At 56.9% G+C, this 22000-nt stretch carries 6 protein-coding genes; 1 reads left to right on the top strand and 5 read right to left on the bottom strand.

The genetic code is table 11. The features are described 5' to 3' along the window. Positions 1–130 precede the first annotated feature (130 nt). On the bottom strand, positions 131–11371 hold the full coding sequence (locus NZK35_RS01910; RefSeq protein WP_259630910.1) for a Calx-beta domain-containing protein: 11241 nt from the start codon (positions 11369–11371) through the stop codon (positions 131–133). Between the two features lie 403 nt (positions 11372–11774). Here NZK35_RS01910 and NZK35_RS01905 point away from each other — a divergent pair, with 403 nt between their 5' ends. Beyond that, the gene (locus tag NZK35_RS01905; protein WP_259630909.1) at positions 11775–12392 is read left to right on the top strand and encodes a metallophosphoesterase family protein; all 618 of its coding nucleotides are present in this window, start codon (positions 11775–11777) and stop codon (positions 12390–12392) included. On the opposite strand, the gene NZK35_RS01900 is transcribed toward NZK35_RS01905, so the two are convergent. The 4 genes from NZK35_RS01900 to NZK35_RS01885 all read right to left on the bottom strand — a co-directional run bounded on the left by NZK35_RS01900 (position 12385) and on the right by NZK35_RS01885 (position 21933). Next, on the bottom strand, positions 12385–13806 hold the full coding sequence (locus tag NZK35_RS01900; RefSeq protein WP_259630908.1) for a DUF1501 domain-containing protein: 1422 nt from the start codon (positions 13804–13806) through the stop codon (positions 12385–12387). The two genes, NZK35_RS01905 and NZK35_RS01900, sit on opposite strands and share 8 nt — an antisense overlap. An 18-nt stretch (positions 13807–13824) precedes the next feature. Next, positions 13825–16377, bottom strand: a complete 2553-nt coding sequence (locus tag NZK35_RS01895) for a PSD1 and planctomycete cytochrome C domain-containing protein (protein ID WP_259630907.1) — start codon at positions 16375–16377, stop codon at positions 13825–13827. 821 nt (positions 16378–17198) lie between these two features. Next, entirely contained in the window at positions 17199–21290 is a 4092-nt protein-coding gene (locus NZK35_RS01890) for a WD40 repeat domain-containing serine/threonine protein kinase (protein WP_259630906.1), read from the bottom strand. Then, on the bottom strand, positions 21283–21933 hold the full coding sequence (locus tag NZK35_RS01885; RefSeq protein ID WP_259630905.1) for a sigma-70 family RNA polymerase sigma factor: 651 nt from the start codon (positions 21931–21933) through the stop codon (positions 21283–21285). Before NZK35_RS01885 ends, NZK35_RS01890 begins: the two co-directional genes overlap by 8 nt. Positions 21934–22000: the final 67 nt, after the last annotated feature.

Raw genomic sequence — 22000 nt, 5'->3', positions numbered from 1 at the left:
TCATAGATAAAACGAGGCGATGAAGCGATGAATGGCGTGGATTAACCCCGCGTTTTGTTGGGTTTCGTCTGCTCAGATGAATTGCGAACGAATCGGGCGATGGAATCGGCGGACGTTCACAGCCTGTCGGTCAGATTCCGGTCAAAAACCTGAGTCCGAACCGCCCATAGTCTTGGCCGTCCACGTCTCCGTCACCATCTGAATCGAATCGGGGGTCGAACCCGGGATCTCCATCGAGCTTTAGGAATGAGAGCCCAAAGCGCCCGTAGTCTTGACCATCGACATCACGGTCACCGTCGGAATCACCAAACAATCGATAGAAGCCATCGACCGCGGCTGCTCCCCAGACGCGATCGTCCCCGGATGTTCCGTCGCCGTTGCCGTCGAGCACGTTGAAGGCAGCGTCATGGACCAATCCCGCCTTGATCGTCAGGTCGTAGTTGCCATCGGACAACGAACCGCTACCTTCGACAAAGCCGCCCACGAAGGTGATTGTGGCGGTCGTTTGGACACCAGAGTTGACGACGGAGACATTCAAATCAACTGAACCGCCGCCCACTCCGCGTTTGTTGACCTCGATTGCCCCTTCCTCGAGCGTGACGACACCGTCAAACGTCACGACGACCTCGGTCAGCATGGATCGCGAATTCGAGCCGTCTCCCACGACGATGTGCTGGGGTACGGGACCGACCGTGTCAATCACCAATTCGTTGCCGGACAAGTCGGCTGTCGTTCGTGTGATGACATCGGTCGCGGTCGCCTGAACATCGTAAACGCCATCGGCAAGTTGTGTGGTGATCGAACCGTCAGGAAGGACCCAAGTGCCGTCTCCGCGGTTGGTGGCATTGTAGGTCTGGCCGCCAACGGTCACCAACACTACGGCCGTCGGGTCATCAATTGTCCCGCTGATCTCCGGAGTATTGTCGTTCGTGGTCAGAGTATCGACGCTGACCTGCGGCGGAGTCGTATCGGCGACAAAGCCGGAATGCGCCGTCGCTGCAACCGCACCTTCGTCAAAGCTTGCTTGTTCCAGAACGATCTGAGTCGGTGCGTCAAGCGAGCGGAGAATCTTGAATTGGAAGTTCAGCAAAGTTCCGTCGCTAGAAAAGGGCTGCGAGCCGGCCATGCTGACGCGGATGTCACCGGACTGGCTCGTATTCTTTTCCCAGAACAAATTGGTGCCCGCCGCGTCAATGGTGACATCTTGAATTTCCAGCAACGTGTTGTCGTAGCTGAAGGCCATGTCGACGGCGTAGGCCAAGGAACTGCCGATGTCGAGCTCCAGAGGTACCGTCACCACCTGGTCCATCTCGCCGGTTACATCGACCAGGTCGAGTGAGAAAGGAACGGTATCGCCCTGGAGAGCATTGCCGCCTACAGGCGCGTTCTGGGATCCATCCGCATTCCAGCTACCCGTCACATCGCCAATCAGGACGGCTGTGAAATCCTGGTTGATTAGGTCACCGGTAATCAGCGGATAAATCCTTTCACCTGGCGCGAAATCCCAGTACTTGCCTGCACCGGGGAATGTCCCTGTGATGTTGCCGACCGATTTCTGCAGAATGTAAGAAGCATCCAGTGCTGTGATGCCATCGATACCGTTCACGTCAGCGGCCATCTGCTGATGAACATTGAGGGCTTGCAGACCTGCAACGTTTCGGAGTACCGCCGTCGCATCGAGTGCCGAGATACCAACGACCTGATCGTTTTTATCCGGTTTCAGTTCGTAGGCCCCCGTTAGCACGCTGTTGAAAGTGAATGTTCCCGTGCTCGCCGTGACGTCGTTTTGTTGTCCTACACCAACCAGGTCAAGCCTCGTACCCGGCACCGGTCGTGCATCTTGGAAATACGAGACCGTTCCCCCGAGCGTGAAGAACCCGTTGACAGCGAAGACGCCGTTGCTGAGGTCGGGAATGATTGCACCCACGTTAAGTACAGCATTTTCGAAACTCAGTTCCGACTGAGTGGCAACCGCTCCCACGACTGAGAGTTGTAGATTCGCTACGGTTCCACTGCCAGTTATTGGCGATGATCCGGCAAGCACGATCTGGACCCGGCCCGGTGCAAGGATATTCGTTTCGATGCTCCAACCGCTCGTTAGCGTTCCCGTACTCACATCGGTTGCTTGCGCCAACCGCAAGACGGTCGGGTCGAAGGTAATGCTCAGGTTGACGCTCCGCAGACCATCTGCGTCTGCCAGCGAAACAGGAATGTCTACGACGGCGCCAGGATCGCCGGTCAACGTAGGCAACGAGAGTACGGCATTGTCGTCGACGTAATAAAAGCCGTTTAGTTTCGTTGTTTCGGTCGAGTCAGGATTCACCACACGCACGTCAGCGTGAGTCGGGAAGTGCGCCGGGGTCGTCGCCAGAATTTGACCGCTGGTCTGAACGACCACGTCAGTGGCTGGCAAGCCGCCGAATTCCACAATCGCATTCTCTTGGAACAGCGCGCCGGTCAAGGTGACTCGAGTGCCTCCGTCAACCGACCCCTGATTCGGTGAGACGCTGGTCAAAACTGGGGTGGCGACCACGATGGCAGTATGGGGTGCTGCCGCTGTCCCGTGATAGACCTGCGTGATGCCGTCGGTGGCGGTCAAATAATACTCGATACCTGGAGGTTGCACGGCGCCACCAGGAATTGTCACCGTCCACTCATCCCCCACGACATTGACAGCAGCGAGACTCACGTAGAGGTCCGTGCTGCCGCGTGGTCGATAGTGAACCGCTACGGCTTTCACGCCCGCATTGTCTGTCACAACGGAAGTCAGCCGCAAGCTAGCGTTGGGGAAGGCGGATGTCTTAGGCGCATGTTCGATGATCGGTGCAACGGTATCCGATGCGGCAGACGAAGCGATATTCGATGGGTCTGATTCACGCGTGTCCGTTTGGACGACGGTGAACTTGTAATGCATGGTCTCGGTCGGCGTGACGTCCCAATCGATGTACGACTCCTGTCCGACCGGAATGATGGTTTGATTCAGACGTGTGTACGTTCCATGTTCGCTGTCCGAGCGGTAGAGATGATAACCGGCAAGGAGGTCGAAATCGTCTTGATCCCAACCCAATGCGATGTGCCCCTCTTCGCCGGTCGCGTGAAGCGTCATCGCCTCGACGCCCATCGTTCTGACCTTAAAGCGAAAGCGGCCGATGTCATTTCCGGAAACGAGCCAAGGATCATCGACCGCGGCGGCACCGGATATCCGCATTTCGTGATAGCTTTCACCGGTCATCGGCGTAATCACGTGGCTCCCCTGCCAAATTCGCGAATTCAACCATCCGTCAAAACCTTCTACGGCAACCACGTCATCGACGGAAATGGTCGCCTGATCATCATCGGCGATCGTTCCTTGGCCGACATCATCCAGTACCGGAACTCCCACCGCATTAGATAGTCGCACTTGGAACGTTTCATCGACTTCATCCAAATCGTCACCGGTGATTGGGACAAGGATCGTCTGGCTCGTCGTTCCGATATCAAATGTCAGAGAACCCGACCAGGTTTGGTAATCGGATGCACCCGCAGTGCCGTCCTCCGTTGCATAGTCTACCGTGACGCTCTGATTTGCCGCTTCCGTCAGAGAGACGTCAAAGACCATCTGAGTTGTCCCGGCGTCTCCTTCGACCAGCGTGGCGTCAGAGATCACCAATTTGGCACCATCGTCGTCCAAAATCGTTCCGACCGCCTGGCCGTCAATCAATTCCGCGTTGACGACATTTGACAATTGGACGGCGAACTGCTCGTGGATCTCGTTGTTGACGTCGCCGATAAGATTGACATCGATCGTTTGTTGCACAGCGCCACCCGGTGAGAACGTCAGGGTGCCGCTGGTGAATAAATAGTCCGAGCCTGCTGCTGCGGTCTCGTCCGCCGTGGCGAATTGGACGGTAACCGTGTCAACGGGATCTTGTGAAAGACTGACCGTAAAGCTCATCACCGGGTTCCCGCTATCGGTTTCGGTGAGTGTTGCATCGGAAATGGAAATCGATGGGTCGTCACCAAGAATCGTGCCAATCCCGACGGGGTCGGAGATTCCGACAACGGTTGCACCGTGCAGTTTGATAGAGAACCACTCATCCCCTTCGTGAACTTCGTTGCCGTGGATTGGGACAAGTAACGTCTTTGAGGAATCACCCGGGTTGAAGAGAAGTGTGCCGGTGACGGGACTGTAGTCGGAGTCGGCCGTCGCGGTGCCGTCTTCTGTTTCGTAGGAGACTTGGAATGCTTCCGTCGCGACAGCAGACAGATCGACGGTGAACTGCATGGTGGATGTTCCAATATCGCCTTCAAGCAATTGCAGGTCATTGATCGATAACAGCGGACCGTCATTGCCGATGATCGTGCCGATGCCTTCGGCGTCACCGACCGACGCGTTGATCGAATGGGAGAGGAGCACAGAGAAGGATTCGTTGGTCTCGTCAACCGTGTCGCCGTGCACAAGGACGGCAACCTCCTTCTCTGTTTCCCCTGGTGCAAAAGTCAGCGTCCCCGCGGCCGCTGTGTAATCCGTGCCGGCTTCGCCGCTACCATCGGCAGTCGCAAAATCGACGGTGACCGAATGAATGCTGCTGGCGGAAAGGCTGACCGTGAAAACGGCATTGGCCGTTCCGGTGTCACCCTCAACAATGGATACATCGCCAATGTTGATCAGCGGCAGGGTATCGGAGATGGAGACAACAGCCTGAGCCTCGTCAATGAAAGCGTTCGTCGCGCCCGAGAGATTCACAAGCACGGTTTCGTCGGCTTCATCGTTTTCATCGGCGATGATCGGCACCATGATGGACTGATCGGTCGGACCGCCCGGCAGGAACGTCAAGGTGCCCTGTGCGCTCAAGTAGTCATCGCCAGAGGTGGCCGTGCCGTCGCTCGTCGCATACTCGACCGTGATCTTCTCAAGCGGTGCCGACGAGAGCGACACGACGATTCCCGCTTGCCCAGACTCTTCCAAGACGGTGACACCCTGGATGGTCAGGGATGGATCATCGTCATCTTCGATCGTAATGGATTCCAGATCTGGCGCCACCACACCTTCGGCGACATGCGCCAGGGCCAAGTGGAATGTTTCATCGAGTTCATCGACGGTGTCACCGATGACCGGGATAGAAACCTGTTTGGTCGTTTCGCCGGGCAAAAAAGTCAATGTCCCTGCGACGGGTTGGAAGTCGCTACCTGCCGTTGCCGTGCCCTCTACCGTGGCGTAGTCGACCACGACCGGTTGGACAGATGCAGACGCCAGAGAGATCTCGACAATTGCACTTGTCGTGCCTGAATGATTCTCCACGACCGTTTGGCCACTGACCGACACCAGCGGATCTTCGTCCACAATCGTGGTGATGCCGTGGGGCGCAGAAATGCCATTGACGTTATTGAAGAGTTCAAGCGTAAACTCTTCGTTTAGCTCGTGCTTTTCGTCGGCAAGGACCGCGACGCGAAGCGTTTGCAGCAGAGGCTCGCCGGGAACGAACGTCAACCGTCCTTCGATGGGAAGGTAATCCTCATAGGCCAATGCAGATCCATCGCGCGTTTCATAATCGACCAGCATCTCCTCGGTCGGTGTTTCGGATAGCGAGACGGTGTACTCAACGTGCCATGCCGGCTCGTCCGTCGTTCTTGCCAAGAAGATGTCCTGCCCGCCGGCGTGCCAGGTGTCTGCTCCACCTGCGGTCCAGCCACCCGAACTCGTTTCCCCGACGACCCACGGCGTACCGGTTTCGTCCAACGTGACGTCGTTGGCTCGATCGCTCGCGGCGCCCCCGTAGTACATCGACCAATCAAGCTCGTTTGCCGTCGTATCGATCTTGGCCAAAAAGCCATCCTCTCCACCGCCGTGCGTGACATCCGGACCATCGCTGACCCAACCGACCGAGTTCGCATAGCCTGCAATCCAAACCGTTCCAGTTGCATCAACGTCCAACGCCTGTGGATACTCGTGTCCTGAATGGCCAAAGTAGGTTGACCAGGGAATCTGCTGTCCATCGGCGGTGACTTTCGCGAGGAAAGCATCCTGACCGCCGTTGTGTGAGTCGTCAAATCCCCCCGACACCCAACCCGCCGAACCGGTATCGCCGGTGACCCAAGCATCACCCGTTGGATCGAGTGCGATACCGAGGCCTTGATCGGTCCCTGGTCCGCCGAGATAGGTTGACCACGCAGGCACACCGTCAGAAGAAAACTTGGCAACGATCGCGTCCCATCCACCGTTGTGGGAGACATCGAAGCCATCGTCGGCGAGTCCAGCGGAATTCGTTGTTCCGACAATCACCGCGTGATCACTGGCATCGATTTCAATGCCACGACCGTATTCGGTCCCCGCAGCACCGAAGTACCCAGACCAAAGGAGGGATCCGCCGGGCGTGACCTTGGCGAGCATCATGTCCGTCGCGCCACCGAACGTCCTGTCAAATCCGTCGGAGGTCCAATTGTCCGACGCCGTGTCACCGACAATCCATGCGTTGCCGACACTATCAAGGGCAACATCCCTGGCGCTATCCTCGCCGGCACCTCCGATGTAACTGGACCACATGACTTCACCATCGGGAGTCAAGCGGGCAACGAAAGCGTCAAGGTCGCCGTTGTGCTGGTGATCAAATCCACCACTCACCCAGCCTCCTGATCGAGTCCAGCCCACGACCCAAGCGAAGCCGTTTTCGTCGATGGTGATGGAACCGGCACCATCATCCGCGCTGCCTCCGAGATACCGCGACCAAAGCAGCTGTCCGTCCGGGGCAAACTTTGCGATCAGTGCGTCGTAGCTACCGCCATTGTAAGTGTTGTCAAAACTGTTCTTTCCGATCGAGCCCGAAGAAGTGCGGCCGACCACCCAGGTATTGCCCTCGTGATCGCGATCGATTTGGTAAGCGGTGTCATTACCTTCGGCGCCAAAATAAGAACTCCATCCGTCTGCTTCTACAATCGAAACATTGTCAATGGAGAAGACCGGCCCGTCGTCACTCAAGATCGTTCCCAGAGCCTCAGTCGTGCCGACGTCGGCTCCTACGATGTTGGTCAATTGGACAAAAAAAGTTTCGTTGCGTTCGACGGCCGTGTCGCCAAGGACTTCGACAGTCACCGTTTGCTGCAGGGGCCCACCGGAGACAAACGTGATCGTGCCGGCGGCGGCTACATAGTCGGCCCCTGCGATCGCGTTTTTGTCGGCTGTTGCAAAGTCGGCGGTGATCGTCTTGTCGGTCGCCTTGGAGAGGCTAACGGGAAAACTCAAGGTCACCTGTCCGCTATCCCCTTCGAGAATCTCCGCATTCCCGATACGGATCAGCGGGTCGTTGTCCAAGATCATGCCTTGGCCGATCGCATCGGCAACGTTCACCCGGTTGGAGTAGCCGATCTTGACCGTAAACGACTCGTCGGATTCATGCACACCGTCGTCGAGAATCGAAACCGTAAAGGTGGCCTGCGTTTGACCGGGAGCAAACGACAGTTCACCTCGGGTCGCTTCGTAGTCTGATCCCGCGATCGCAGCGTCGTTGATGGTCCAAAATTCCACCGTGACCGTTTCGTCAAGCGACTTGGAAAGGCTGACCGTGAATTCCATTTCGGTCGATCCGGAATCCCCTTCGGTCAACGCAGCATCCGAGACCGAGAGCGTTGGATCGTCGTCAACGATGGTCGCCACGCCAACCGAGTCCAACAGGTCAGCGAAGGTGGGCTCTGACAATTGCAATGAAAACGACAGGTCCGATTCCTCGGCATGATCGCCCAAGAGAGGTATCTTGATGACCCGTTCGATCTGTCCCTCGGCGAATTCGACTCGGCCCGACTTCCCTTGATAGTCGACGCCGGCGATCGCTGTGCCGTCGACCGTTTTATAGTGCACCGCAACACGACGTGAGCTGGGCTGAGAAAGTCGTACGGTGAACTCGGCAAAGCTCTGCCCGCTGGGATGAACAGCGAAATCCGTGAAAGGTGCAACCGGCCCGAATGCGACAAATGGCTGTTTCGCCGGGTCCATGTCCCGGTTGAAGACAACCGTGTACGTGGTCGGTCCGGCTCCCAACTCGGGTACGCCGGCGGCCGGGATCCCGTTGAAGTAGACGTTTTCAACGAACGGGAACGTGGACTCGAACCCGTGCGATGGAAGTGTTCCGTAGTCCGCCCGTGCGCTGACGAAATCGTCCACGTAGTCATGGATGGCATAATCCACGAGCACCGGATTATCTGTACCCCAGTAATTATCCGTCAGTTCCGAAGTCCATCCAATTCCATTGTTTGCCGTCCGGAGACGCATCCAGTGGTTCAGGTTCGGTGACCAAAGCTTGCTCAGAAACGCGTTGTACCGAAACGTGCCTCGCAAGGTTTCGTCAACGTGCGCAAGCAGTTCACCATTGTCAAAGGGTTCAACCATCTCCTCATACGTCCACTCGCCAGGAACCTTGATAATGTATCCCGGCCAATTCTGTGGATGTCCGTGTCCTCCCCAACGCGTGCCGCCGGTTGCTAACCGCGTCCACCACTGTGCCGTTGTGGGATTAAAGACGATTTCTTGGGCACGCGAGTTGGGTTGCAAAGCCGGCTGGCCCTCTGCCCAATTGGTGTAATCCATGGGGGTACCATCGACCCAGCGATACTCGTTCCAAGTCCCCAGTTCACTGGGATCGTCCGCCATTGCGATGTTGAACGTCGTTGCCCCCAGAAGAAAGTTGCTGACGTATCCCTGATACCCAGCCTGAGGTTTGGGGAATTTGACGTATTGCTGAATCCAATCCAGTTCATCCTGGTTATGGATCGATACGAGATGGCCGCCATAGTAGTTGGCGATTTTTTCAGCCAACGCGGTGTTGTCCCATTCCATGGGAAGAACCGCATAGGTGTATCCTTCATGGTATCGGGGATCCAAAATGTCGAAGTAATTATTGTGTGTCGGCCTCTCGGTGAGTTCCTCGTGGTAGGTCGACGGCACACTCAGAGAAAGCGGCGAATTATTTTGGTTGTCTTGCAAAAACGTCGTATTGACGATGTTTTCGCTTGATGGGGCTCGTCGGCTTTCGTCGAACAGCACCGTTTCGAATACACCCGCGGAGAGTGAACTCCCTTGATATCGGTGAAAGATTGAATTGGCGATGTATTGGGCTGTGAACTGGCTGCTGTAATTGTCCCAATCCAAATAGACATGATCGACGTGATTGAGTCCCGTCATCTTCGGATTGCGGATGTTTGCATAAGCGATATCGGCCGTGCCGCCATCAACCGTCACGTTGGTTTGCTGGCCACCGACCAGGTAGGACGGAAAAAGCTCGACCGGGTTTTCCTCCGTTCCTTCGATACTGAGCTTGCCACGCACAATCAGGGATCCCGTTTGAGGTCCTGAATTCAACGGATCATCGCTGACGGCGCCCCACTGAACCTGCGTTCCTGCAGGAATGGTCAGCGTGGCTTGCGGTTCAACGAGCACGGGACCGCCGACGACCCACAGGTCTTCGGCTGACAGAACGGTATCTTCATCGATGACACGGGGAACATTCTTGCCACGCTGGACGACGTATTCAAATCGTTCGACACGTGTGTACGAAGGCTTGTCCTCGTCCGAGCCGTCGACGAATGTGGTCGTCATCACAAAGGGAATCACGTGGTCGTTCGGAGTGCCGGGATCAATCGTCACGACAAACGGCGATGCGACTCCGGTGATCTCGCCCGCTTGATTCCAAATCAGTCCATTGTCGGCAAACGCAAAGGGGCCGATGTTGCCTATCGCCACGGTGTCGACGTCGATCGTGACGTAAGGGTCATCCTGTACCGCGCCCCGGGCTCGAGCACTCAGAGTCACGGTCACGTCTTCGGCCATCCCCGCTCGGTTGATCAGCTCGACAGCAATGTGGACGGTTTCCCCCGAGTCGATCCGGCCATCGTCGTCGTTACCCGCTTTGATCGATTCGTCATCAAACAACCAGTTTTCGTAAAGCGAGACGCCCGGCTTGGGCGCCGTGGTGACCGCCTTGAACGCGTCCACGACTCCGGTGGAATTCTGCCCAGAGCCCGAATCGGCAATGCCACCCATGATGAATCGCGATGAATAGATATCCCTTTGCCAGTAGTAGGATCGCATCAACGCCGCAATTCCCGTCACGACCGGCGTCGCCATCGAAGTGCCACTCCATTTGGCATACTGATTGTTGGGCAGTGTGCTGTAGATCGATTCACCAGGCGCGCGAACTTCGTAACCCGAGTTTGAAAAGTTGGCGAGAGTGTCGTTGGGTGTCGAAGCTTCCACCCCCAGCACCCAGGGCAGCGAGGCGGGGTAAATCGGTGCCTGCGAAATGTTGATCGAATCATTCCCGGCTGCTGCAACAAGCACTGCCTGGTTCAGAGCAATCTCCAGCGCGTCTTCAACAACCTGAGAGCGTTGGTAACCACCGAAGCTCATGTTGATCACTTCCGCACCGTTGTCGACGGCGTAAAGGATTGCTTCTGCGATGTCATCGACCGTCAGGGTGCCAGTCGATTGCGCGGCGCGGATAGCCATGATCTGTGTGTTGAACGCAACCCCCACCCCGCCGACACCGTTGAAGGCTTGCCCGGCGATGATCCCGGCGACGTGGGTACCGTGACCGTGATAGTCGATCGGGTCGCCCGTGTGAGCATTCGGATTAGAGACCACGCTGGCACCGTGAATGTCGTCGACGAAACCATTTCCATCATCGTCAATGCCGTTGCCCGGAATCTCTCCCGGATTGACCCACATATTGGCAGCAAGGTTCTCGTGCGTGTAGTCGACGCCGGTATCGATCACTGCCACGACGACATCACGTTTTCCCCCCGGATACACACCGTTTGTGTTCAAGTGATCCCATGCTTTCCAAGTCGATGTAGTGTCATGAAACCACTGTTCGTCGTATCCGGGATCGGTTGTTCCGTCCGGAAGCACTTCGATGACCCGGGGATCCTGATTGGCCAGCCCCCACTCAACGTTGGGTTCGGCGACCTTGATACCCGGCAGATGCGACACACTCGCCAACGCGGATTCGATGGAGTCTTCTTGCCAAAGATCCAAGCGATACCATAAATCCAACTCGGACCGATCAACGGAGCCCGCGGATGCTTCCGTCGCACCGGCCAGCGGCAACGGGGGAGCCGCGACACTCGGCGATGAGTGTTCTCCGGAGAACAAAGACGACAGACTGATCGCCCCGACAGCACCCAACAACGATTGAACAACGGGTGGAGCCGTCTGCTGCAGCGGCCCCATGTAAAGGGCCGAGGATGACCGCCTCGATCCGTCCTCGAAATCCTCGTTCAATTTGACGAGAATCTGAGTCGGCACGTCGGCCGGATTCGACTCCAGAGTGTCAGCCCCAACGAGTCCTGGCACAATGGCAGCCAAGCTACCGTCCAGCACGAAACGTTTTTCGAGCAGTTCCAAGAACAATGCCCTTTTCCGAGTCCCCGTCGACCTCGAACGGGACGAACCGCGACGGCCGAAGCTTCGGCGTCGTTCGCCTGGGTTCCAACGATTCATTCGAGCCTCACATACAGGTATGTCTCGCACACAAGCATGCAAAACAGGCGGGGAAGATCACTCTTTTGGCGACGCGAGGAGGGCGTGATTATAGCCCAAAGAAACGGCTTTCACAAGGATTTTCGCCTCAAGGCCCGTGGCCTTTGGCATCTAAGCATGAGCCCCTCCTCCCCCCTCACTTCGTTGCGATCACGCGGAACACCTTCGGTGCGTCATGTTGTCAACTGGTCATCAGAATGCCGACACAACGTCGGTTCAGACGAGCAACACAGCAGTCATCGTATAATGCCCGTCGGACTTGTCTGCGATGGCTACTCAGCGGGATGTACCGTTGAGAATCGGACTGCTGGCTGATATTCATGGTGACGTTGAAAATCTGGCGTTGGCAATTGAGCATCTGCAGCAGTCCAGCGTCGACAAATTCGTCCTACTGGGAGACGTCATCTATGACAGTCGTGATGCAGACGAGACGGTGGCATTGTTGCAATCGTGCGATGCCGTCGGCGTCTGGGGGAACCATGAACTGGGCCTCTGCGTCGCACCAGACGACGAAGTCCGCGAGTTGTACTCCGATTCGGTGATGAGTTTCTTCAGCACGCTTCAGCCACGCCTCGAATTAGGCGACGTGCTCGTGACGCACACGTTTCCAACGGAGGATGCCGGAGAGGTTCTTTCGTATTACGTCGGGCATCCAGAATTTAAGCCCGGAACGATGGCGGGAAGGACAGATTCCAAGCTGCCATCATTCTGGCCCGAATCATACTGCCTTCTCTCTGTCAGCGGCGTCTGGTCGGAGGATGAAGGTAGGAAGATTTTGGCGGTAGGAAGATTTCGTTCCTTCCTGCCATGCGTTTGCGCGCAGACACCTTCGTATGCCATGTCCCGTTCCTCCTCGGAGAATGGTCAAACACGGCGGCTCAGGTGAGGATGTCGTGAACGACGTTGCCGTACACATCGGTCAGTCGAAAATCGCGACCGGCGTGACGGTATGTCAGGTGTTCGTGGTCGAGCCCCAGCATGTAAAGCAGTGTCGCGTGCAAGTCGTGCATGTGAACTGGATTCTCGACCGGCGAATGACCGAACTCGTCCGTCGCTCCGTAGGTCAATCCCGGTTTGCAGCCACCTCCTGCCATCCACATCGTGAAGGCTTGGGGATGGTGATTGCGGCCGTCGCCGTTTTCCATCGTCGGTGTTCGACCAAACTCCGCGCCCCAGACGACCAAGGTGTCTTCCAGCAATCCGCGACGCTGCAAGTCTTCCAGCAGACCCGCGATGGGGCGATCCACCTTGGCAGCCTCCTTGATGCTTCCTTCTTTGACTTGCTTGTGGTGGTCCCAGGTGTAGTCCGTGGAAACTTGAATGTAACGAACACCTTGTTCGGCAAATTTCCGAGCTAGCAAGCATTGCCGAGCAAAATTGTCAGTCGGTTCGGCATCAACGCCATACAAGTTAAGTGTTTCCAGCGTTTCATCACTCAGGTCCATGATGGCCGGGATCGTCGATTGCATCCGATAGGCGAGCTCGTAATTTTCGATCAGGCCTTCGAGTCGGCGATCCTGACCCACTTCTTGCAAATGCCGAGCGTTGATCGATTGCACCAAATCCAACTGCTTGCGCTGAAGATCCAAGCTCAAGCTTGGATTCGTCAGATTAGAAATCTTAGCCTGGCGAATGGGCGTCTCCGCCGATCCGATCGCCGTTCCCTGATGCACCGCGGGCAGAAACGCACTGCCATAATTCTGGGCTCCTCCGTGGCCGCGCGGTGGCGAGATGGTAATGAACGCGGGTAGGTTTTCGTTCTCGCTGCCGAGTCCGTAACTCACCCAGGCACCCACACTCGGACGCACCAAGTTGGCTTGCCCGGTGTGCAACCGCAGCAGCGCCTCGCCGTGTGCGCTGCCTTCGGTATGCAGGGATCGGATCACGCACATTTTGTCGGCGTGTTTGGATAGCTGAGGGAACAACTCATTCATCCAGATTCCGCTTTCACCGTGCTGGGAAAACGTAAAGGGTGACCCCATTAGCGTTCCAAGGTCGCGATCTCCACCCTCGGAGGACGAACGGCCGACGGAGGATGCGTTGAGCGACTGGCCGGAAAGCTCATTCAAACGCGGCTTGGGATCAAAAAAGTCAATGTGGCTGGGACCGCCCCACATGAATAGAAAGATGACACGCTTCGCGCGGACCGGTATGACCGGATCCGTCGTTAGGCCGTGATCGGTGGCCAGCAGCGTTTGACCGGCCATCCCAGCGAGTGCGATTTGACCGAATCCGCATGCACTGGTTCGAAGCAGATCACGACGGCTCGTGACGGGGGTGAATTGATGGCAACGTGACATAATGAACTCTGTTCCCATTCATTCGATGATTTGAAAGCGACTTGAGGCGAAGAGAGCTTGGCTGACGACGGACCAAGCACGCAAGCGAATTTCGTCAAACGTCTCGCCCTGCAGTTGTGTTTCAAGTTGACCGATCACCGCCAGCACTTCTTCCAATTCATCGTCAGGTGGTGCTTGTCCCACGACCCATTGATACAACTGATCGACTCGCCGGGAATCGGCACCAACGCTGGGGTCGACCGCAACCATCAGTCGCCGGGCGATGGCATCGGAAGCGGCCAGCATAGAAACATCGTTCAAAACAAACAGCCCCTGCGTGCCCACCATCGTTTCCGTTCGCATGCCGGTTGTCGCTTGGGGATCGGCGAAGTCGAAGACGTCAAACAATTCTGGCAGATCGTTGCGAATCACCGGCAAGTAGACGCTGCGGCACGGAAAATCAGTTCGTCGCCGATTCTTGTTCGCGCCCACCGCAGTGGCCTGGTCGCCCAAGTAATCAACGGTCGAATCAACGTGTCCAAAATCCAGGGTGCCGGACGCTTGTAACATCGCATCGCGGAAAGTTTCGGGATCCATCCGGCGGCGATGGGCACGCCACAGCAATTGGTTGTCCGGATCAATCGAGTAGGCGTGGTCATCGTGCCGACTGCTCATTGCGAACGTGCGACTGAGAACGATGCTGCGTACCAATGACTTCACCGACCAACCTGACTCGATCAATTCGCTGGCTAAATGATCCAGCAGTTCTGGATGGCTTGGCTCTTCACCGGTGCGGCCAAAGTTGTCCACGGTCCGCACGATTCCTCGACCCATCAGGTGATGCCAAACCCGGTTGGCAAAGACGCGAGCGGCCAAGTGCCCGGCACCGCCGTGCGTGTCGGTGAGCCAATTGGCCAATTCCAACCGACCGCTGGAATTCTGAGGGATCGGATACTCCCGGTCAGTCAAAACGCTCAAGAAACCCCTGGGCACCATCGGTCCCGGTCGATTCACTTGGCCGGCCAATCGAATTGCCTGATCCGCAGGTCGATCGATATCCGCGGGAACCATCGCGCGGGGAGGGATCGGTGGTGGGTTGTTGAGAACCCGCTTGCCTTGGTCCAGCATTGCTTCCTGGGCCGCGACGCGTTCGGAAAGTTCGCGACAGTGGTTCAGCGCAATTGGGCTGAGGACTCCGTCGTGGTTCTGGTCAAGTTGCAACAGACCCAATTGGTCGCCCGCCCGTAACAGCTTGAGCGAGTGTTCGATGCGTTCAACCCTCTTTTGGATGGCACCTCGTTCAATCCAATATCGCTCGTAGGCGTCGTCTCGCTGTTTTCCCTTTGGGCCGATCCCGGCCAGCCTTTCCATCACTCGCGTTTGGTTCAGCATCTGCCGTTCTTCGAGCACCTGAGTTGACGCCAAGATTCCAGCCAACGCGTAGTAATCCGAGGTGGGGATCGGATCAAACTTGTGGTCGTGGCATCTTGCGCAACCGACCGTTTGGCCAAGCACTGCTTTGCCGACCGTGTCAATCAGTTCATCCGCAATGTCCATTCGCTGCTGCATTCGCGACTCTTTATCAATCAGCAGCACCTTGGGACCGATGACCAGGAAGCCTGCCGCAATCCGCTGCCGATCTCTTTGTGCGATGGTTTCATAAGGCAAGAGATCACCGGCGATTTGTTCTCGCAGAAGTTGATCCAGTGGCGTATCCGAGTTGAACGAGCCAATGACCTGGTTGCGATATCGCCATGCTTCGCGAAACAAGAAGTTTTCGTCCAGTCCGTTGGAATCGGCATACCGTGCCAAGTCCAACCAGTGTCGTCCCCAACGCTGACCAAACTGGGGCGATGCCAGCAAGCGATCCACGAGTCGTTCCACCGCGGCGGGCTGTCCATCGGACAGAAAATCGGCGAGTTGATCGGGAGTCGGCGGTAAACCCACGAGCTGAATAAACAGACGACGAGCCAACTTTTCAGGGTCGGCATCGGGCGCGGGCGTCAAATTTGCCGCGTTCAACTTGGCGATGATAAAGCGATCGATGGCACCGCGAGACCACGCGGCGGGGCGTTCAGAAGCGGAAGCAATCTGTTCGGTCGGCACCTGTTTCAATGGTTGGTAAGCCCAGTGCCGACGACCGGCGATAGGATCCGACGCCGCAAAGACGTTTGCTTCTGTCTCGGACTTGGGTTCGCGAGGATCGGGGGCTCCTATTTCAACCCAACGTTCTAAATGGGCAATGGAAGCGGCGGGCAACGCCTTGTCAGGCGGCATCTGCATGTCAGGGTCAGAATATCGGACGGCGCGGATCAACAGACTCGCATCGGCGTCGCCTGGAACAATGGCGACTCCTTGGTCACCACCCCGCATCCAGCCATCGCGAGTATCCAGCACCAGACCGCCTTCCTCGTTGCCTGATCGGGCCGAGTGACAGGAGTAGCATCGCGACGCCAACAACGGACGGATGTGTGTCTCGAAGTAAGCGATTGCCTTGGCATCCGCACCATCATCCGCAAGCAAACGCGAATGGCTTACGAAACCGATCACGATCAAAATCGTGTACGCGATCAGTCGGACGAGAGACTTCATTTCAACCAACCATAAAGCGGAAAACCGTTTTCGCGTCGAAAGAGTGAAAAGGTTCACTAGCGTCAACGTTCGAAAACAAGCAGCATGTTGCAAGCATAAGCACAACGATGAAGGCAGAAAGCTTCATGGAAAACTGTCAGACTTGGTAGGAAATCCGGACGCGGCAAACCGGTCGTAGCGGCCTCGAATGCCACAGTATACCGGGTTTGAATCTCGCCTACTTCAGAAATTCAACCGAATCAGTCGTCCGTTTGGGGCCCGCGTCACAGCGTTTACGTAGCTTGTTGAGCATTTCGGAATGCTTCGCGTCGGCAACCAAATGTGTGAGTTCGAGCGGATCGTTGTTCAGATCAAATAGCTGCTCATAGACCAGCGGAGTCTCTGGGTGACACCTATTTTCCCGTATTTTTCCGGCATACCTTGCGCGATCGCAATGGAGGATTAGAGAGGTAGGAAAATTGTGGGTAAGAAAAACAAGCACCGTCCACCGTGGCGGAATCACGCTGTGTTCGCCGCCGCTTTTTTCTGCCCCAAATTTTCCTACCTTTCCTCTGGGACCGAGCCAGAAATCAAGCCCCGAATCGTTGGCAGAATGATGACGTGGCAGAATGATGTTCCGCGGACCTACGGTATGTGCATCGATCCATGAACGTCGCGTGCGACCGTGATCGGCGAGCCTTCCATCATTCTGCCCCGTATGATTCTGCTTCCCGTCTTCAAACTCCGAGTCCGTTATCGGTTCGGAGCAGAGTCAAAAAATTGGGTGGTCAAAAAATATTGATGACCGAGGGGGCATTGCTGCGAGGTGGTCTCATCTTTAGTCAACGTACCTGTTCGCGCCACTTCTCGAGCAGTTCTCGGTCTTGGCCGAGCGTCTGCTGGTTGGCTGCAACCGATTCGAATTCCGCCTGGATTTCCAACGCACGCGTCATGGCGGCGATTGCGTCTGCCCAACGTGCGTCGCGGGCAAGTGCAAGTGACTTGTTGCGGTAGAGCCAAAACCATTGGCTTGCATACGCTTCGTGGGAAGGTGCTTGAGCGGCTGCTGATTCCGAATCCTCGAGTAGCCGGGCTTCTTCGCGGTATGCGTCGACAGCGTCCTCATTCTCTTGAAATTGAAAGTTCAGCAAATCACCCAACAAGTGGTGAATGTGGCTTCCTCGCATGACCGCTGTGGTCGAACGTGGCGGCTGACGCCGAACGCTATCGGACAGCGCGGTCAAGAGCAACCGCTGCGCCTCGACATGTTCGACTCGACTCAATTCCTGGTTGAGTTGCAACGCAGCATCAAGAAGATGTTCAATGGAGTCTTCGGTGGAGTCGAAGAACGGGCGTCCGCCGATGCGGTCAAGTTGTTCGGTCAGGTCGCGAATACGGCGATGCACCCGATCGCGATCGATCGAGTCGGTTTCGATCCATTGAGCCAACTGGTTGCACTTGTAACGCCACTGACGGGGATGGATTCGATCTCGTCTCTGCCGACCGACACGAAGCATCGCGCTGACCGCATCGATTGGACTGGTAGGCCCCGGCATGATCACATCGCCGGGAAACCCACTCTCAACTAATTTTTCTCGAACCGCCGCCAAATCCCAGACTGCGATGTCGCCGCCATCCAATCCATACGCGACCAGACGACCGTCGCGGCTCCAGGTCGCCGACGTGATCGCGTTGCTCCAGTCGGGCAGTTGAACAATGGGTTCGAAATCCGCTGTCCGAATCAGCTGTCGACCACAAAACATTTGCCGCCCATCCGGTGAAAGCAACACTGGCGGCTGCAAGTGACGACCTTGCGTGCGGACCACTTCGTTCGTGTCCAGATTCCAAAGGTGCCCATCATCGGCAACAAAAAACAAGCGTGTCTCATCAAGAAAAACAAGCGAGTCGGGACCGATGCGGCGTTCCGTCTGCAGGACACGGGTGGCGCCGGGCCGTTGAATGTCGTCGACGACGATGCCGCCATTCGAAGCGAAGGCGAGTCGGCGACCCGAAGGACTGAGCGTCGCAGGTTTGCGAACGTCCGGATGAATCTGAACCGGTTCCAATTCCCATCGCACCTGTTTCGGGTGAGGTGTCGATTGGGCCTCTGCCCCGTTCATGCCTCTCGAGTGCACTCTCCACGCGAGAGACTGACCGGCGAAGTTGCCCACTGCCAAAAGCATCTCTCCCGAATCGGAGAAGGCGATTCGGGAGGGCGTTGCATCACAATCTCCCTCGGCAACCAGGACACCGGTCCCAACCTCCCAAAGCTGCAATCGACCATTCCAGGCGGCCAGCAGCGCTCCGTCGGGGCTGAAGGTGGACGCCGCGCCGATGAACTCAAACGCCAGTTCGCCGGTTTCCACGTTCCAAACTTTGGTTTCGTTCCCGCCGTAGTAGCGTCCCGTCGAAAGCAACAGTTGCCCATCAGGACTTAAGCAAACCGTTTCAACGATCAGGTTGTGAGCGCTGATTCGCCTTCGTTGGTCGCCCTGCAACGTTGCGACGCGAGGTCGTCGACCACCGATCCAAACAGCGCTTCGTCCGTCGGCAGAAAGACACACTGATGAACGATCGGTGTCGGCAGCAAGCTTGACAATCGACTGTCCGTAGCGGGCTGAAAGCCAAACCGTTTCGGTAGGAGTGCGGACGAGAACATCGCCATCGCTGCCGACGAAGGAAACAACGGTGCATCTACCCAGTTCGTCATGCTTTGCGATTCGCTCGCCGCTACCAACGGCAAAGACCTCGACTCCGAAATAGCCACCGCACGCGACAAATCTACCGTCGGGACTCAGCCTCACATTCTGCAGGGCACCGACGCTTGCATTGATCGACTGGACAAGTCGATCGGTGTTCAGGTCATAGACTTGAAGGTCGTCTTCGATCGATTTCTCATCGAGCCACGAACGCCCCAAGGCCAGGAAACCGTTGTTCAGGTCGAATCGTGGCGACACGGGGATGGCGGATTGCCGAACGGAAAATCCACGTGACGGATCGAATGATGCAATCGAAAAATGGGTGTCATCAAGCCCGTCGGGTCGACGTTCCGGTTCTGAGACCACAGCGCCGCCCCCACGCGTGTGCCAGACGTTCGGATCGAGCAAATGCGATGATGCCGATTCTAATCCAACGATGTGTCGAGCATCCGGCGACACATCGATACCGAAAAAGCCCTCTGGCAGATTCGGTGGATTCAATTGCTCGGCTCGCGAGTATGATCGACCATCCCAGAACCAATGGCTGATTGCGGATCCTCCTTGACCGATCGCCCGCACGTACCGCGTCGCCCCATCGCCGAACGAGAGATCGACATCGATTCTCGTGATCGGATTCGACATCGCCGTTGCTTCGAAAACTTTCGTTTCGCTTTCTAAATCAAACGCAACCAGCGTTCCGTTCTCAAGTCCGACAATCAAATGATTGGGTTGGCGACAAACATTGGCGGTTCTGATTTCCGCGTCTAATCTCTCCAAGACAACGGGCTCTCTCGCCCCGACGTGTCCGAGGCTGCTGACCAGCAATTGTCGCAACTGATTGAGATCTTTCACATCGGTGTCGAGTGACTTCGCCTTGGCAACCAACTGTTCGATCCGTTCCCCATAGCCGACGGGCCGTACCTGACTGAGGTATTCAGCTTCATTGGTGAACGCACGGTACAGCGATCGAACGGTTTGCCCGCGCGAACGCTTGAGATCGATCAGGGTGCGATTGAGCTGGCTCTGGTACCAGACGCTTCCGGCCACGAGGGTGAATGCCGCAAGCAGACAGCAGCACGTGAGGACAGCCACAGCCAGATGGCGTCGCGACCACTTCCAAACCGTTTCGAAAATGCCGACGGGTCGCGCCTGGATCGGATTTCCGTCGATAAATCGTTGCAAGTCGGATTCGAGCGATGCGGCGTCGCGATAGCGGCGATCCGGATCCTTCTGCAAGCACTTGATGCAAATCGTATTCAAATCGATCGGGATGGCGGGATTGAGTTGCCGCGGCGCGACCGGATCGCGATCCACGACCAGACGCACGGTTTCGGCGGCATTGTGTCCTTGAAAGGGCGGCCGTGCGGTCAACATGCAATAAAGTGTCGCCCCGATCGAATAGACATCGGCCCTCTCATCAGCACCGCTTGCCCCGCCGGAGGCTTGTTCCGGCGCCATGTAACTGGGCGTGCCGAGCACCTGCTCGGTCGCGGTCAGATCACTTACGCTGTCCCGCCGACGTGCCAACCCGAAATCTGTGATTCGCGGCCGTTGGTTCTGATCGAGCAAGATGTTGGCCGGCTTGATGTCGCGATGAACGACGCCCCGCCCGTGAGCGTAGGCGACCGCGGAAGCCACTTGTCGCGCGATCGCAGCGGCGGCCTGGGGTTTCAGCGGCTCCTCGGAAATACGTTGGGCCAAGCTTTCGCCCTCAATCAGTCCCATCGTGAAGAAGGGCTGCCCGCCGTGCTCTCCGACTTCGTACACGGGGACGATGCCCGGGTGATCCAGCGCGGCTGCCGCTTCGGCCTCGATGCGAAACCGGCTCCGCTCTTCCGCGTAGGCGAACGGCCCTGCCAGCATCATTTTGAGCGCCACGACTCGATTGAGTGATCGATCACGGGCGCGGAAGACGACGCCCATGCCTCCACGCCCAACCTGTCCGAGGATGTCGTACGTACCGATCTGATCGGGGACGCTGGTTGTGTGATCGCCATGCGGTTGGGACGTGGAATTCGACAGCGTCACGTCCGTACCCGAGTTCGCTTGCGACTGAGCCGATCGGACTCGGTTGATCAGTCCCAGGACACGCTTTGCCGCGTCGAAGTCTGCCGAACCGATCGCGGCTTGGGTGTCGTTATCGCCGGTGGGAGTTTCGCCGGCGAGTTGCCGATCCACGCGTTCCAATTGCAACGCAAATTGATCGTCGATGTCTGTTCGTTCGCGTTCAATCATCTTGCCGATCCATCGCCTTCTGCAAGTGAACGATCGCCCGCGACCATAGCTTTCTCGCCGCGTCGGCAGATCGCTGAGTGCGCTGGCCGATTTCGACGAAAGACAGTCGTTGCCAGTTTCGCAGCTTGATGACTTCGCGTTCGATTTCACTGAGTGTTTCGATCGCCCGATGCAGTTGCTTCTCCTGTTCTTTCAATGCGGCCGCTGTGGAGGGCGAATCACCGAGGTCGACGAACCTGCTTGCTTGGTTGCCGACACTCTCCTCCGGCAGGGGGAGTTCCAGGTTGACGTTCCGTTTCGCTGCTCGATAGTGTCGATTGGTTTGCTTCAAATCCTTGAGTAGGATCCCGCGCAACCAGGCCAAAAGTTCTTCTCTGGAATCCCCGTTGAAATCGGCGATACAGCGTTGCGCCGAAAGCATCGAATTCTGGACGACGTCAGACGCGCCCACCTTGGCCGCAATGTCCGAATTCATCTCTGCATTGGCGATTGCCATCAGATAAGGTTGCGAAAGTCGGATCAATTGACTCATCGCCTGCTGGGAGCCCGACTTTGCGGCTCGCAGCAGCAGAATGAACTCTTCACCGGCATCGGGGGACTGCGAGTTTGCAGGGTCGAGATCGCTTTGTTCGGGATCATGCATCGATCACGGTGTACTGGGTTGGAGCACAGTTGTCACGTCGGTCACGTCCTATTCTGCACATCGCCGA

This window comes from Stieleria sedimenti (assembly GCF_025060895.1).
Lineage (GTDB): Bacteria > Planctomycetota > Planctomycetia > Pirellulales > Pirellulaceae > Stieleria > Stieleria sedimenti.
This window is presented reverse-complemented; position numbering and strand designations above follow the sequence as displayed.